This window comes from Escherichia sp. E3659 (assembly GCF_005781135.1).
Classification (GTDB): domain Bacteria; phylum Pseudomonadota; class Gammaproteobacteria; order Enterobacterales; family Enterobacteriaceae; genus Escherichia.
In genome coordinates, this window is sequence record NZ_VATQ01000020.1 from 8,636 (window position 1) to 22,913 (window position 14,278).

11 protein-coding genes and 2 pseudogenes are annotated in these 14,278 nt (G+C 46.8%); 5 read left to right on the forward strand and 8 right to left on the reverse strand.

Going from position 1 to position 14,278, the window contains the following annotated elements; all coding sequences use genetic code 11:
- Positions 1–22 precede the first annotated feature (22 nt).
- Positions 23–916 carry a hypothetical protein gene (locus tag FEK47_RS15080; RefSeq protein WP_240730978.1) on the forward strand — a complete coding sequence of 298 codons (894 nt, stop codon included), beginning with the start codon at positions 23–25 and terminating at the stop codon, positions 914–916.
- A 181-nt stretch (positions 917–1,097) separates the two neighbouring features.
- Here the strand turns inward: FEK47_RS15080 and FEK47_RS15085 are convergent, their stop codons facing one another.
- From FEK47_RS15085 to FEK47_RS15120, 8 genes are all read right to left on the reverse strand, one after another.
- Positions 1,098–2,333 carry a capsular biosynthesis protein gene (locus FEK47_RS15085; RefSeq protein ID WP_138183239.1) on the reverse strand — a complete coding sequence of 412 codons (1,236 nt, stop codon included), beginning with the start codon at positions 2,331–2,333 and terminating at the stop codon, positions 1,098–1,100.
- 34 nt (positions 2,334–2,367) lie between these two features.
- Positions 2,368–4,395, reverse strand: coding sequence for a capsular polysaccharide biosynthesis protein (locus tag FEK47_RS15090; RefSeq protein ID WP_138183240.1), 2,028 nt, complete (start codon positions 4,393–4,395; stop codon positions 2,368–2,370).
- A complete protein-coding gene (gene kdsB / locus FEK47_RS15095; protein ID WP_134233573.1) occupies positions 4,392–5,132 on the reverse strand; it encodes a 3-deoxy-manno-octulosonate cytidylyltransferase in 741 nt (246 codons plus the stop codon). The genes FEK47_RS15090 and kdsB overlap by 4 nt, the downstream gene beginning before the upstream one ends.
- Before the next feature lie 9 nt (positions 5,133–5,141).
- Entirely contained in the window at positions 5,142–6,818 is a 1,677-nt protein-coding gene (locus tag FEK47_RS15100) for a polysaccharide biosynthesis/export family protein (protein WP_032226219.1), read from the reverse strand.
- Positions 6,819–6,841: 23 nt separating this feature from the next.
- Positions 6,842–7,990, reverse strand: a complete 1,149-nt coding sequence (locus FEK47_RS15105; protein ID WP_000905920.1) for a capsule polysaccharide export inner-membrane protein KpsE — start codon at positions 7,988–7,990, stop codon at positions 6,842–6,844.
- Between the two features lie 71 nt (positions 7,991–8,061).
- Positions 8,062–9,045, reverse strand: a complete 984-nt coding sequence (locus tag FEK47_RS15110; RefSeq protein ID WP_130258027.1) for a KpsF/GutQ family sugar-phosphate isomerase — start codon at positions 9,043–9,045, stop codon at positions 8,062–8,064.
- Positions 9,046–9,766: 721 nt separating this feature from the next.
- Entirely contained in the window at positions 9,767–10,102 is a 336-nt protein-coding gene (locus FEK47_RS15115) for a lysozyme inhibitor LprI family protein (protein ID WP_138183241.1), read from the reverse strand.
- Positions 10,099–10,590: a hypothetical protein gene (locus FEK47_RS15120; protein ID WP_138183242.1), complete on the reverse strand. Its 492-nt coding sequence runs from the start codon at positions 10,588–10,590 to the stop codon at positions 10,099–10,101. The genes FEK47_RS15115 and FEK47_RS15120 overlap by 4 nt, the downstream gene beginning before the upstream one ends.
- A 643-nt stretch (positions 10,591–11,233) precedes the next feature.
- On the opposite strand from FEK47_RS15120, the gene tssB reads away from it, so the two are divergent.
- The 4 genes and pseudogenes from tssB to FEK47_RS15140 form a co-directional block, all read left to right on the forward strand.
- A complete protein-coding gene (tssB, locus tag FEK47_RS15125; protein ID WP_135403996.1) occupies positions 11,234–11,731 on the forward strand; it encodes a type VI secretion system contractile sheath small subunit in 498 nt (165 codons plus the stop codon).
- 33 nt (positions 11,732–11,764) lie between these two features.
- Positions 11,765–13,312 carry a type VI secretion system contractile sheath large subunit gene (gene tssC / locus FEK47_RS15130; protein ID WP_130207939.1) on the forward strand — a complete coding sequence of 516 codons (1,548 nt, stop codon included), beginning with the start codon at positions 11,765–11,767 and terminating at the stop codon, positions 13,310–13,312.
- Positions 13,313–13,330: 18 nt separating this feature from the next.
- Positions 13,331–13,597 (forward strand): annotated as a pseudogene (gene tssK / locus FEK47_RS15135) (type VI secretion system baseplate subunit TssK); the annotation flags it as partial.
- Positions 13,594–14,277, forward strand: a pseudogene (locus FEK47_RS15140) (OmpA family protein); the annotation flags it as partial. The pseudogenes tssK and FEK47_RS15140, both read left to right, overlap by 4 nt.
- Between the last annotated feature and the right edge of the window lies 1 nt (position 14,278).

A 14,278-nucleotide genomic window follows, 5' to 3' on the forward strand; every position in this document is an offset into this window, starting at 1 on the left:
AAACGCAAACGCAAACGCAAATATCACGTCGGATAATGATGTTTTAATAGATGATAGCTATGTATTAAAAAAAATAAAATTATATCGTTTGGGTAAAGGTAGGAATAATGTTGTTCAGAGTTTTGTGATTGATAATAAAACAGATAGATTATATACACTACATGTGACAGGAAAACCAGAAAAAGGAGTTGTAAATAATTTTGTACTTGGTAAAGGATCTAATCAGATTACGGCTTATTCCTTTCAGAATCCAACAGAATTTATTGGTCATCAAGGTTTAACTTTTGATTATAATAGTGGGTATTTAGTTTCTTCAGCGGGTGATGCATTTAGTTACAAGGGATGGTTTATCACTCATTTTAAATATGCGGAGCGGGCTTTTCCCTATGATGTGAAATTTACAAAAGTATTCGATCGACCATATAATACACGCGTTAATACAATGCCTGTTTTGACCTTAGATGCTAAATATTTAATAGTAAGAAGTAAGTTGAATGGACGGAATTTATTAAGGGTCTATAATAGTGAAAAAGTAGATTTCCGAAATGAGAGTGATATTTCATCAGAAGAGAATTCAGAATGGTTTATTGATAAAGATTTAACCAAAAATAATTATGTGTTACAAGCAATTACCGCTGATGATAAATATATATATTTATTGAGTGGAGGAACAAATAGAGAAAGCAAAAGAATTTATGTTTACACGTTAAAAGGAGAACTTGTAAGAAAGTTTAATAATGTAACAGTAGGAAAAAAAGATTCTCTTAAAAGTGGCAAAGAAAAACATTGGGAGCCTGAAGGTTTAGCGATTGATAGCAAATCAAAATCATTGGTGATTATGTATGCTTTGGGTGATCATAAAAAAAGATTTGCACAATTGTATTATATTCCTTTAGATAGACTTATAGTTGAATAACAATAGTAATTAATATATTTATATTTAATAAATATAAAAGGAAACAATAATGATATTATTTTAAAATGCAAATAAAGTATATAAAAATAATATTTTATTTGTAATTTAATGTATGCATGAAACATTAATGCTTTATCTATTTTGAATAGATTTTTCGTTCAATTTAATATTGAACTATGTTTCATACTTGACGCGTAATACTACTAAAATCCTTATCCACCTTAATATCATGTTCAAAACATCTATCCCCATAATAAACCGCATTAACCTGCGTCTTAACCAATAAATACCCTCGAAACTTCTTAAACAGTTTCATATCCGGTTTAAAGTCGGCCTGCCAGAACTGGTGCAAATGCCCTTGATACGTCAATCCTTTGATGTCGTACAGGGCATTGCCCATCACTTTGAGTGGTTTGTTATGAATCAGCGCAGAGATCCCTGCCGTACTGTTAATCGTCACCACCGCTTTTGCGTGGCGTAATAATTCCGGCATCGGGAGATCGTGCACATAAATGACGCGCTCACCTAAGCCATATTCCTTACTCAACCGCTTAATTAATGGTCGATAGAGTCTGTGACCACGATCCATCGGATGATGTTTGATCACCAAATAACTTTCTTTCGGCGCTTTACGTGAAAATGAGTACATGACTTCATTAATATAGTCACGCACATCGTTATAATTGCTGTGGTTACGAATCTGGCTATCGTTATACACCTGCAAAACGGCAAGATAATAACGCTGATCCAGCTCATTCATTAACCTCGGCAATACCTTACGCTGTGTTACCTTGTAAAGTTGCTTGCGCCAGTACGCACGAACCCAGCAACGAGCTTCATACCACGGGGAAAATGATTTGTGGTGGCGGTAGCGAGGGAACTCATGACGGTAATGCCAACCCATCAGGTAATACCACATCGCATGACCTATACGTTTCATCGTTGAAGGTTTTAAGTTCTCAACGTGCGGCGCAGGCATATCTGGCAACTTACGATAAAAATCCGGATCGCGCGGTAGCGATGAATATGCGTTCACACCGCCTTCTTCCACGGTTATAAATTGCGGACGTAAATATCCTTCTTCAAATGCCAGAAAGCGGATGCCTTTCGACTTTGCCCAGCGTTTTGCTTCTTTGTGCAATGGGCGGCAGTCACCAAAGCAGAGGATGGTATCAAAGTCATATTGTCGGTGGAGATCTCGCAGCCAACCGGGAAACTCTTTCGGCGTTTGGTAGTAAGCCAGGTATTGTCGATGGCGGCAGTAAAAACGATCCCCGCCGTTGAAGACAACATTCACAGCGTTACGGCCTAATGACTCTAACCATTCGGCGACGTCATTGAAAAAAGGTCCCATCGGTCCCTGCAAAAGCAGATATTTTTTACCCGATAATAAAATGGTTAGTGCGTTGTCTTGCATAAATAATTTGCGTAATAGTCAACTATGAAATTGTTTAGCCAAATCTGACCTTGCAGAACATAATTAATTTGCGGTAATAGCGTATTACCCGCCCCGCTTTTTTTCGGGTAATAAACATCGGCTTGCGCGGCGTCTGGATTAAATATTCCGCAGCTTCTTCAACCGTAATAGGTTGTAGCCGTGTTGGGTGGATATAGGTTGGATAAACAATCAACGCCTGATAGATCAAGTCTGCTAGCGTTAATCTGCGCTCGCGGCGCGGGCAGTGATGTTCATCAACGGTTAAACCCCAACCGGCATAGAAGGGCAGGCCGTAACAATGAACTTGTTTGCCATGTAATAACGCTTCAAACCCGGACAATGATGTCATGGTGTGCACTTCATCTGCGCGCTGGATGCATTGAATAATATCTGCGTCCAGTGCCTGATAATCAGCAAGTTCAGCGATCAATTTAGCCGGAATATTGCCCTTGCGATTTCCCACCAGTACATCCGGGTGCGGTTTATAAATAATGTAGGCGTGCGGATTACGCTCGCGCACTGTGCGTAATAACTCAAGGTTGCTCTTAATCGAGACAGTGCCAGTTTTAATAGAGGCATCGTCTTCTACCTGACCCGGCACCAGGATGATTTTTTTATCTTTGGCTTCGGCAGGCAGAGAGAAATCGGCCCCCAGGTTGTATTTGCTCAGTTTGCTCTCAACCAGCCGCTGGCGTAATTTTTCAGCTCGCATCTGCTGCGCCAGCGTTAACTGGCTGTGATTAAGCAGTACTTCCAGGTCGCTGGGGCGCGTGGCGTCATAGTAGATTCCGCGTTTATCCAGTACCAACGATAGCGGCGGCAACAGGTCAGAGCCAAGTCCGGATGAACGCAGAAAACCATCTTCCATTCGCCATAACGGCAGTGATTTTTGCTGCGCTTCGGCTTGCCATTGCTGTTCTCCCTTTACACCCCATACCACGCAAGCGGTGGCCGCAGTACAGCGACGTGTAAAACTCAGTCGGTTTGTCGCCGTTCGTAAGAAAGGTTTCAGGATCGCTGACTTCCACAGCGTTAAGCCTGGCGCCCATAAATAGCCATTACGCTGTTGCTGATGGCTGCGCTGTAATTGCAGCCATTGCAGCACGGTAAACAGATCGCTTGCGGCCCCCGTTAGCGGGTCGATATAGCGACAGTAACGCAGGTATGCTGCGGCAAAAAGTTCTTCCAGCGTGGCAGAACCGCGTCGGGCGGATAACAACGCGGACTTCGGATGGCGGTCGTCTGTTAAGCCCCAGCCTGCATACCAGGGCTGACCGAAACATGTTACTGGTTTTCCTGCCAGTAAGGCTTCAAAGCCGTATTGGGATGTCACGACGTAAACCCGAGAAACGTGTCGCAACAGCGACTGCGGGCTGACATTCTCGGCAATCAAACGTACTCGTTGCGTGGCGCGCAGATCAGCGAAATAACCTGTTTTCTTTCCTTCCAGGACATCCGGATGCACCTTCACCCAAATTTCGGCTTGAGGATTTTCCGCCATCGCGGCTTCCAGCATGGCAGCAAACTCATGCGGGCCAGCATTGCCATACGTCACTGACATATCATTAAATGTCTGATCGACAACCAGAACGATGTCTGCACGTTCTGACTCATCAGCCACAAATGCAGGCGCCAGGTTATATTTCGATAAATCCCCGGTCACGATGGTGTGCATCGCTTCTCTGGCCTGGCTTATCAGAGCTGTATTTCCGGCTTTATTCTGTACCAGTTTCTCCAGCGCCGAAGGCTTGCTGGCATCGTAGTAAATGCCGGAGTCGTCCACCACCAAAGAAAGCGGCGGCGTGCCATTGACGCCAAGATCCAGCGAACGCACAAATCCATCTTCCAGACGAATGACGGGTTTTCCCGCTGCTTTGGCGATGGCGACTGGTTTCGCAGCGCTGGGGCGATGCCCCCACACGGCGATAGCATCGACGTTTTGCGGAACAGGACACAGCAGAGAAAGTTTCTGGCACGGTTGCGCCAGAAATTTCTCCAGATGCGGAATACGCCAGATGCCAGGCGAGTAAATGCCAATCATGCGTTTTCGGCCAGTTCTTGCGCCATCAGAGCGCGCACCTTTTCAAGGCATGCCGGGGTGTCGACGCCCGGACCGGTTGCGGCAACCTCAAATGTGCGAATGTTGATCCCCGCGTTCATCAACCGTAGCTGCTCCAGTGATTCCGCCTGTTCCGGCATGGACTCTGGCAATTGACTGTAGTTTTGCAGCACATCGCGACGATAAGCGTAAATACCGACGTGTTTCAGGTAGCGCGCTTTTTCAGCATTACGCGGATACGGAATCGGCGAACGGCTGAAATAAAGTGCATCCTGGCGGGTATTTACCACCACTTTTACCGTGCTTGGCTCTGTTGCTTCTTCGGCAGAAATCGCGTGGCATAGCGTTGCCACTGGCAACGCGGGGTCATCACGCATTCCTTGTAACAGCGTTTCTACATCCCGCGGGCGAATCATTGGTTCATCGCCCTGCAGGTTAATGTAGATATCTGCCTCGACTTTATGCATCACCTCGACCAGCCGATCGGTGCCGGATTCATGATCGTTGCGCGTCATGATGGCTTTCCCGCCAAACGCCTGCACGGCCTGTTCAACGCGCGGGTCGTCTGTTGCCACCCAAACTTCCGCAACGCCCGCCACCTGTAACGCACGCTCGTAAACATGCTGGATCATCGGTTTGCCAACAATATCGAGCAGTGGCTTACCCGGCAGGCGCGAGGAGCCGTAGCGGGCCGGAATGACAATAACTGCTTTGCTCATTTCAATTCCTTACAAAGACAGAATCACTTTTGCACCCACCGCCAGCTGATAGAGGATGGTGGAAATACCACGGGTAACTTCAATGTTTTTCGATTCATATTTCGGCAGAACCATAATCTCATCACCCGGCTTGAGTGAATCCACATCTTCAGCGTTGACTGCCGCACCGTTCTGACGAATGACGATAATTCTGGCGTTACCCGATTTTTGCGTCAGGCCACCGCATTTCTCGATGTAATCCTCGGTGGTCATTCCCTTCTGCCAGCTCACCGCGTTCGGGAACAGCACCTCGCCATGAACCATAACCAGCGATGTTTTCTCCGGAATATTGATGACGTCGCCATCTTCCAGCAGAACAGAATCAATATTGGACTCGTTGAGGATCACTTCACCTTTCGGAACCACGGTGCGCGCTTTCGCCACAAAGCGGCTGATCAGTTGCGCTTCCTGCATTCGCAGGCTGGCTTCTTCTTTGGTGGAGGACTGGGCGGAAAGTGATGCTTCCTCCAGCTTTTGCAGCGAGAGATTCAGCATCTCTTTCTGCCGCTGGGCCACTGATGGGCGATAAAGCTGAACCGCGTTCATCTGCGACATGCTGTTCGGGCGGACTTTTTCCAGAACCGCACGCATGGTGGAGCCATAAGGCAGCACCATTGCATGTTCGCCAGAGTGCGCGCCTTCAACCCGCACCTGAATGGTGCCGGCATAGCGGTCAGTGCTGACGATTAAGGTATCGCCATTTTGCAACATACGGCCTGGTGCAGAGCTTATCGGGTAGTATTCGCTACGTTTTTGCAGCCCTTGTTTACGCATAATCGTAATGTGCGTCGCACCAGGCTTAGGGCGCGCCCAGCTCAACGCTTCTGTTACAGGAATGCTGCTTTCGCGGAACTCAAAGTCGTAGCTGTTAAAGACATCGCCCTGAACGCTGAACGTATGTTGACGAGGCCCAACGATGATGGTGTCACCATCGGCGAACTGCGAAAGCCCCAGTTTACCGTTCAGCAGGAAGTCATACAGGTTGACGTTGGAGCGCACGCGGTTGCCGCGCTTGACTACAATATCAACGTAACTTCCGCGCTCTGGATCAACGCCGCCAGCCTTGATCAGATAATTGAGTAACGAATCAGACGTCACACCGCCATACAGGCCAGGATTTCGCACAAATCCGGTCACGTACACTTTTACTGGCTGCGCCTGTAATAAGGAGGCGTAGACGTTGACGTTGGACTGGTACACTTCCTTCACTTTGGATGTGACCAGGGTATTTAACTGACTATTACTGACGCCAGCAACTTTCACCGGACCAACGTTCGGCAGGAAAATATTACCTTTGGGATCAACCTGTAACGCACCATCAAAGGTGAACGCACCCCACAAGCGAACCTGAATGCTATCGCCCGGATTAAGAATATAGTCAGGGTTGAATCCTACCGTCGCACCGCTATCCGCGCTGGTGCCGTTGAAAAGTTGAGCGCCAAACATACGGCTCATTACCACCGGCGGAGCGGGCGGCGGGGTATTGTCGAAGCCGCTCATGTTTTGCGTATCCGACTTTTGTCCGCTCAGAATACCGGGCAGTGGCGCTGCTCCTGTCAGGTTTGGGTCAGCGTTAATATCAATGGCCGCGCTGGCCTGCGCCGCGTGACAGGCGGCAATCAGTAAAATTGATTTAAATAATTTCATCACAAACTCATTCAGCGACAGCGTTAATCTCGGTGATCTTCAATAACAGCCAGCAACAGTTTCAGGGTGCCGAACAGCAGGCAGCACACCAGTAACCAACAGGCGATCAAATAAGGGATGTTTGGAAAAGAGGATTCCTGCGGCAACTGTGGCGAACTGATCACAGACAGCACCTTGAGCTTACGAGCCGCTTCTACACGGGTCTTTTCAATGGAGGTCAGCGTCAGTTTGTAGAGCTCGGTGTTGAACTCTACTTTTGATTTGATTTCCTCAAAATCCACCGCCATACGGTTTAGCTTGTCACCCTGTGGCGCTGTGATTTTGCTTTTTTCTTCATCGATTTGTGCCTGCAATGACTGAATCGCATTACGTGCACTCACAACTTGCGGGGCGTCCTCGCGCAGATACGTCAGCAAGTTCCGCAGGTCCGCTTCCATCTGGATCTTCTGGCCCATCAGCGTATTCACTAACGTGCTCGCTGCCTGCGCCTGTGCCTGTGGATCCAGAACGTTGTTGTTGTCCTGATAAGAGAGCAGTTCCGCTTTGCTGGCGTCCAGACGCTGGCGTGCCTTTTCCATTTCCGTTTCTGCAAAGGCAAGCTGGTCACGCGCAATGCGATGTGACATCTCATTGATAAAGCGCTCTGACTCTTTCAGCACGGTCTGGTTAAACTTAAGCGCAAACTCCGGGCTAAAGCCCTGCGTCTGAATATTGAGCAATCCGGTTTTATCGTCATACGAAACGTTGATACGGTCCTTGTAGTACTTCAGGAAGCCTTCTGCGGTTTCATCCTTGCTAAGATGATTAAGAAAATCGAGCCCGCTGTGGCTAAACGCTTCGCGAAAATTCAGTTGCTTATCTAACGCAGCCAGCATATCTGGAGAGTTGATGTACTCTTTCAGATATAACGCATCCTCTGCGGAACTCGGGTTAGAGGCACCCAATAGCAGACCAAAATTTAAACTGCCGCTGTTTAAATCATCTGAGCGTTTAATGGCAACTTTCGATTCGCTCATATAGCGAGGCTGGCTGAAGATAGCCAGATAGATCAGCAGCACCGCCATCGGTGCCAGAATGATGATTTTCGCCAGGTGTTTTTGGATATCTGCCAGTGAGATGGCAGACAAACGAGCACGCATCCAGGATACGGCAGACTTCACTTTTATCAACATGTAACGATTATCAGAGTTTCAGTGGGGCGCAAATTCAATGAGAGACTTAACTCTCGCGCCCTGTTGCTTAATTAGTCGAAAATGCGCACAAGACCAGTGACTTTGTTCGCCTTGTTGGTCACCAATAACGTTGAGACGCGGTGTTTTTGCATCTTTTCTTCCGCTTCGATGATCATGGTTTCTTCTGGCAACGTCAGCGGTTCACGCGTCATCATCTGCGCCGCTGTGGCGGATGTCAGAGAATCTTCTTTTTCCATAAAGCGACGCAGGTCACCGTCGGTGATAATGCCCGCCAGCTCGCCTTCTGCGTCTTCTACCATCACCATTCCCTGGCAACCGCTGGTGATACGTTGAATCACCGTTTTAAAGGGCGCATCCAGATGAACCGAAGGGACATCATGCTGCATGACATCCGCAACGCGGGTCAGCAGGCGACGGCCTAATGAACCGCCCGGGTGATAGCGCGCAAAATCATTCGGCATAAATTTGCGTTGGTGGATCATGGCAATCGCCAATGCATCGCCGATCGCCATGGTCAGCGTAGTGGACGTTGTTGGTGCAAGATTATTCGGGCAGGTTTCATTCGCCATGTGGAGTTCCAGTACGGCATCGGCATTTTTCGCCAGCGTGGAATTTCCATTATTGGTAATGGCGATAATTCGGTTGCCGAAATTCTTCAGTGACGGGACGAGCTTGAGGATTTCATCTGTTTCGCCGCTGGCAGAAATAAGGATCAGAAGATCATAAGGCGTAATCATGCCCAGATCGCCATGGAAAGCTTCTGCGGGATGAATAAAGAAACTCGGCGTACCCGTAGAGGCCAGAGTAGCAGACATTTTTCGACCAACATGCCCTGATTTACCCATTCCCGAAAGAATAACGTGTCCTTTACAATTAATTATCAATTCAAGAGCACGTTGGTACTGAGTGGAATCCAGCTGTTTGGACAAATTTTGTAATGCAGCACCTTGTTCTGCCAGAGTCTGGCAAACCGAGGTAATTAAATATGGATCGATAGTACTGCTCTGGTCATCAGGTAAATGTCTTTCAGACATATCAACTCCTTTGCTCGGAAATAATGCCATAGTCACAACAAACCCGAACCAACAATAAATTATTGATATTAAATCAATTGGTTATAACAAAGTGTTTTAATGAATATAAAACCATGGTCAGCCCATGTGCTTATGTAGGGCTTATCACCTTCTTATTAAGTCGCAATGTCTCGTGGAAGTGCGAAGATGCTGCAATATTACAGGCGAGAAGGGGGAACCAAATTTTGCCCACCTATTTAACACACCCCTACATTATGAACAAGGAATTTAGGATTTTTATCAATCATTAAAATGTTTCGCGATTAACTATTAAGTCGAAAAACAATTTAGCGATTGATTGTTTGCTTATAAAAAAAGAACGTATGTCACTGTTATCAATAAATAAAACACGTCAGTAATGGCGATGATATTTTGTGATTAACTATTTAAGTTGAGTTAATAAACAGATTGACAATCCCCTTGTAAAGCAGAAGAGAATAACAAATTTTTTGCGGTGAATATTGACCAGCATGATAGTTTTGCACTTGATTATTTATGGCGATAAATATGTTTTTAAATCAAACAGAGACGCATTTATCACCGTATATATTTTCCGTGGAAACTATTATTAAGTTAAAAAATAATGGCGGGGATTATCATTCGCTAACCAATAACTGTGCACACTGATAAGGAAGTGCCTCGCATGAAGGCACTTCCAACAACCAACGAGCTCACTCTGGATTCAGAGTGGTTTGTTAATCGCGTCATAAAGATGGTTCAACGTTGTTAAGCGCTTTCTGTATATTTCTCTCAGGCAGGGTTTGTCACTGCCACAACGGCGTCGTTCTGCCAGCCACTGTGCCTGTGATTCTTTTAGTTCCCCGGCGGCACCCATTGCGTAAAGCCCGTGGAGAAATTTGTATTTAACGCTCATCTCCACATCCATGTCATTGAGGGTACGCGACGCACAAATCGCTTTTTCATCCGCACTGCGGGCCTGTCGACAGTCAAAACTGGCTGCCGTGACAGAGAAAGCAGGCAACGTAATGATGAGAAATGCCGTAAGTATATTTTTCACTGGTTGGCTCCTTCAGAAAGAATAACTGGCCCTGGAGCCATGGTCAGGGCTCTGTTTCTCGTCAGCCTGAATCCTGTTGCTTCCCCGGTTTTTACTGACAGTTGACATTCGAAGTGAAACGGCGTCCAGCTAATCCCCCTGCGGTACTGGCCATTGCCTGTCAGTAGTGCAGGTGAGAGCAGTCGCTGCATATTATGTTTTCCCTGATCGAAAATAACCTTATCTACGTCGGGGTACTGCTTCTGCAGCTCTTTTATTGCGAGCGGTCGGCAAATAAATTCGGCTACGCGCTGAGCTTCAGTCCAGTTGTTATTGACAAAATTACGGTCATTCTTCCCTTTTACCTCACGATTGATAACGCTATTCAGATGTTTTACCTGGACAGAGTTCAATGTGACGTTCGTTGCAAATGCAAATCCGGTATACATACAGGATATCGCAGTAATAACAACCAAATACTTACTAATCCGAAATACTCCATTACGCATAAGTACCTACTTTTACTGTGCAATTACAATGTCTATGTGAATATAAGTGGTGAAAATAAATAATTTGCTGCGCTGCATCAATGTTTATGCTTAATCAGAGTATTCCTGAAGGTGCTTCTGGATGCAAAAATGCAAAATTCCGATTACCTGAAATAAAAATATTAAGAAGTAAATCTTCTTTCTACGGTATTTAACCTATTAGAAACTGGTTTGACTTTAAGCTGGAGCGTACAAAGAGGAAATGCCAGTGCATGGTGAATATTCACGGTTTACTATAGTGATGGATTTTATATACAAACGAATTACTTCGATATTACATCGCAAAAACACTCAGGGCTGCCGCCTGAGGATCATGAAGAATGTTGTTATATAATAAGTCAGCATTTCGCACTTTGTACAATCTGGGTTAGGGTATAAAAAATAATGTAGTTACGTAATGAAAATATAATTCAGAACATGTATAAAGTCGTTTTTTAATTGCTTGATATGTCTAAAATTATTCTTGTTTTTTGGCAAATTTCTTATTGTTTTTTATATTCAATTTATTGATCTATATTGTTTTTTTGAAATTGATATTGCCCTAGTATCCGGTTAAGGAAATATTGTTGTTAATTTGACTTTAACTGAATTACGTGAGGGAACTATGAGTGACAGCTTCCAGCGGGAGATCCCGAAGGCCCGTATTAATCTAAAATTAGAACTGCATACAGGTGGCGCAAGCAAAAAAATGGAATTACCCCTTAAGTTACTTATTGCGGGTGATTTTAGTAATGGTCAGGAATCCGCGCCATTATCAGAGCGTAAAAAAGTTAATCTTAACAAAAATAACTTTGATGCAGTCCTTTTTGATTATTCACCAAAAGTAAATCTTATCGTTAAAAATACGCTTGCTGATGACGATAGCGAAGAAAGCATCAAACTGACATTCCGCAGTATAAAGGATTTTTCCCCGGAACAAGTCTCCCGGCAAATACCGCAACTGAAGGCCATGCTTTCCATGCGTAATTTACTTCGTGATTTAAAAGCAAATCTTCTGGATAACCAGGCTTTCCGCAAAGAACTGGAAAATATTCTGCTGGACCCGGCATTAAGCGCAGAACTCAGAGCCGAACTCTCAGCCCTGGCCCCAAAACAGCCATAACGATCATGACGATTTAACGGATTAATAAGGAATATGTTGATGTCTGTAAATAATGAGAATGCCACTGCTGGCGAGAGTGTGGTCCTTGAACGTCCTGTGGCAAGTGGAGTTTATGCGTCCCTGTTTGAAAAAATTAATCTGAGCCCAGTCTCAGAGTTGAGTGCACTGGATATCTGGCAGGATGCACAGGCGATGTCAGATGCAACCGCGGATGAACGTTTAACGGCCGGGATGCAAGTGTTCCTGGAATGTCTGACTAAATCCGGCTCTAAAGTTGAAAAGCTCGACAAAAATTTGATTGACCACCATATCGCTGAACTGGATTACCAGATAAGTCGTCAACTCGATGCAGTTATGCATCACGAGGCCTTTCAGGCGGTAGAAAGCCTGTGGCGGGGCGTGAAATCGTTGGTTGATAAAACCGATTTCCGCCAGAACGTGAAAGTTGAACTGCTGGATATCTCTAAAGAAGACCTGCGCCAGGATTTTGAAGATAGCCCGGAAATTATCCAGAGTGGTTTGTACAAACACACATACATCGATGAGTATGACACGCCGGGCGGTGAGCCGATTGCCGCGCTGATTTCCTCTTACGAGTTTGATGCTTCTGCGCAGGACGTGGCGCTGATGCGTAATTTGTCAAAAGTATCTGCTGCGGCACATATGCCCTTTATCGGTTCTGCGGGGCCGAAATTTTTCCTGAAAGAGTCAATGGAAGAGGTCGCGGCCATCAAAGATATTGGTAACTACTTTGACCGCGCCGAGTACATTAAATGGAAAAGTTTCAGGGATACGGACGACTCCCGATACATGGGGCTGGTCATGCCTCGCGTGCTGGGCCGTTTGCCGTATGGTCCGGACACAGTACCGGTTCGTAGTTTTAACTATGTTGAAGAAGTGAAAGGCCCGGATCACGATAAATACCTGTGGACCAATGCCTCCTTCGCTTTTGCGGCCAACATGGTGAAAAGCTTCATCAACAACGGCTGGTGCGTGCAAATCCGTGGCCCACAGGCCGGTGGTGCAGTGCAGGACTTGCCCATTCATCTGTATGATCTCGGCACGGGTAATCAGGTCAAAATTCCGTCAGAGGTGATGATCCCGGAAACCCGCGAATTTGAATTCGCAAATCTTGGATTTATTCCCCTGTCGTACTACAAAAACCGCGATTATGCCTGTTTCTTCTCGGCGAACTCCACGCAAAAACCTGCGCTCTACGACACTGCTGATGCCACTGCTAATAGCCGCATCAATGCGCGTTTGCCGTACATCTTCCTGCTGTCGCGAATCGCTCATTACCTGAAGCTGATTCAACGGGAAAACATTGGTACAACCAAGGATCGTCGTCTGCTGGAACTGGAGCTTAATACCTGGGTTCGTGGGCTTGTGACGGAAATGACCGATCCGGGCGATGACTTGCAGGCTTCTCACCCGCTGCGTGACGCGAAAGTGCTGGTGGAAGATATCGGGGATAACCCAGGCTTCTTCCGCGTGAAACTCTTTGCTATCCCTCACTTCCAGGTGGAAGGGATGGACATCAACCTATCACTGGTTTCACAGATGCCAAAAGCCAAGTCGTAAGGTGAGGGGAAATCAAGGATGAAAATTTTTCGCCCACTTTGGGAGGACGGGGCTGCGCTGGCCCCGCAACAGTTCCAGCAGCAGGCCCGCTGGAATGCGCACATTGCCGATACCGTTGCAAGGATGGGGATTTCCCATCCCTGGGGCGTGGTGAATGCTGAATTTGACACCGCCGCCCTGGCGCTGTCACGGCTAAATGCTACCCGTCTGGTAGTACGTTTCCAGGATGGCACGATCGTTGATACCGACCTGGCGGATAATCTTCCTCCGGTTTGTGATTTATCCGTCGCAATGTCAGCGACCACCTTGCCTTATACCACCATCTTACTGACACACAGGCAGAACCTAAACTCCAGGCCCAGCAGCGTCTGCGCGCTGATGACGCACTGCTGGATGATTGGCATCGTCGCGGTGAGCCTGTGCGCTATCGCCTCGGACTGTATCAGGGGCTGCGTCTTGTACCTGTCATTGAAGCCGTCATGAACGACCTGGTACCACCGCTGCTCTCTTCACCTGTTATCCAAAAAATCGCCCCGGGGCAGAAGATTATCCGCCTCGACAGTATGTCGCTATTTGATTCCGGCAAATCGGTGCTGAAGGCCGGGTCCACCAAAATGTTGGTTAATTCACTGGTGGGAGTCAGAGCAAAACCGGGCTGGTTGATTGTGGTCGCTGGCCACACGGATAACACCGGGAACGCACAACTAAACCAGACGCTTTCTCAGAAACGTGCCGAAGCGGTGCGCGTCTGGATGCATGAAACCGGTGACGTACCGGAAAGCTGTTTTGCGGTACAGGGCTATGGCGAAAGCCGTCCGATCGCAACCAATGACACCCCGGAGGGCCGTGCGCTCAACCGGCGTGTCGAAATCAGTCTGGTACCGCAGGCTAATGCCTGTCAGATACCTGGACACACCCTGGCGTCATCGCAGGATGATGGCGCATCACAACATAATGGAGAGTAAT

Excerpts from the sequence above, each read along its gene's own strand:
- FEK47_RS15085 (WP_138183239.1), bottom strand. The coding sequence starts at position 2,333 with ATGCAAGACAACGCACTAACCATTTTATTATCGGGTAAAAAATATCTG.
- FEK47_RS15090 (WP_138183240.1), bottom strand. The coding sequence starts at position 4,395 with ATGATTGGCATTTACTCGCCTGGCATCTGGCGTATTCCGCATCTGGAG.
- kdsB (WP_134233573.1), bottom strand. The coding sequence starts at position 5,132 with ATGAGCAAAGCAGTTATTGTCATTCCGGCCCGCTACGGCTCCTCGCGC.
- FEK47_RS15100 (WP_032226219.1), bottom strand. The coding sequence starts at position 6,818 with ATGAAATTATTTAAATCAATTTTACTGATTGCCGCCTGTCACGCGGCG.
- FEK47_RS15105 (WP_000905920.1), bottom strand. The coding sequence starts at position 7,990 with ATGTTGATAAAAGTGAAGTCTGCCGTATCCTGGATGCGTGCTCGTTTG.
- FEK47_RS15110 (WP_130258027.1), bottom strand. The coding sequence starts at position 9,045 with ATGTCTGAAAGACATTTACCTGATGACCAGAGCAGTACTATCGATCCA.
- FEK47_RS15120 (WP_138183242.1), bottom strand. The coding sequence starts at position 10,590 with ATGCGTAATGGAGTATTTCGGATTAGTAAGTATTTGGTTGTTATTACT.
- tssB (WP_135403996.1), top strand. The coding sequence starts at position 11,234 with ATGAGTGACAGCTTCCAGCGGGAGATCCCGAAGGCCCGTATTAATCTA.
- tssC (WP_130207939.1), top strand. The coding sequence starts at position 11,765 with ATGTTGATGTCTGTAAATAATGAGAATGCCACTGCTGGCGAGAGTGTG.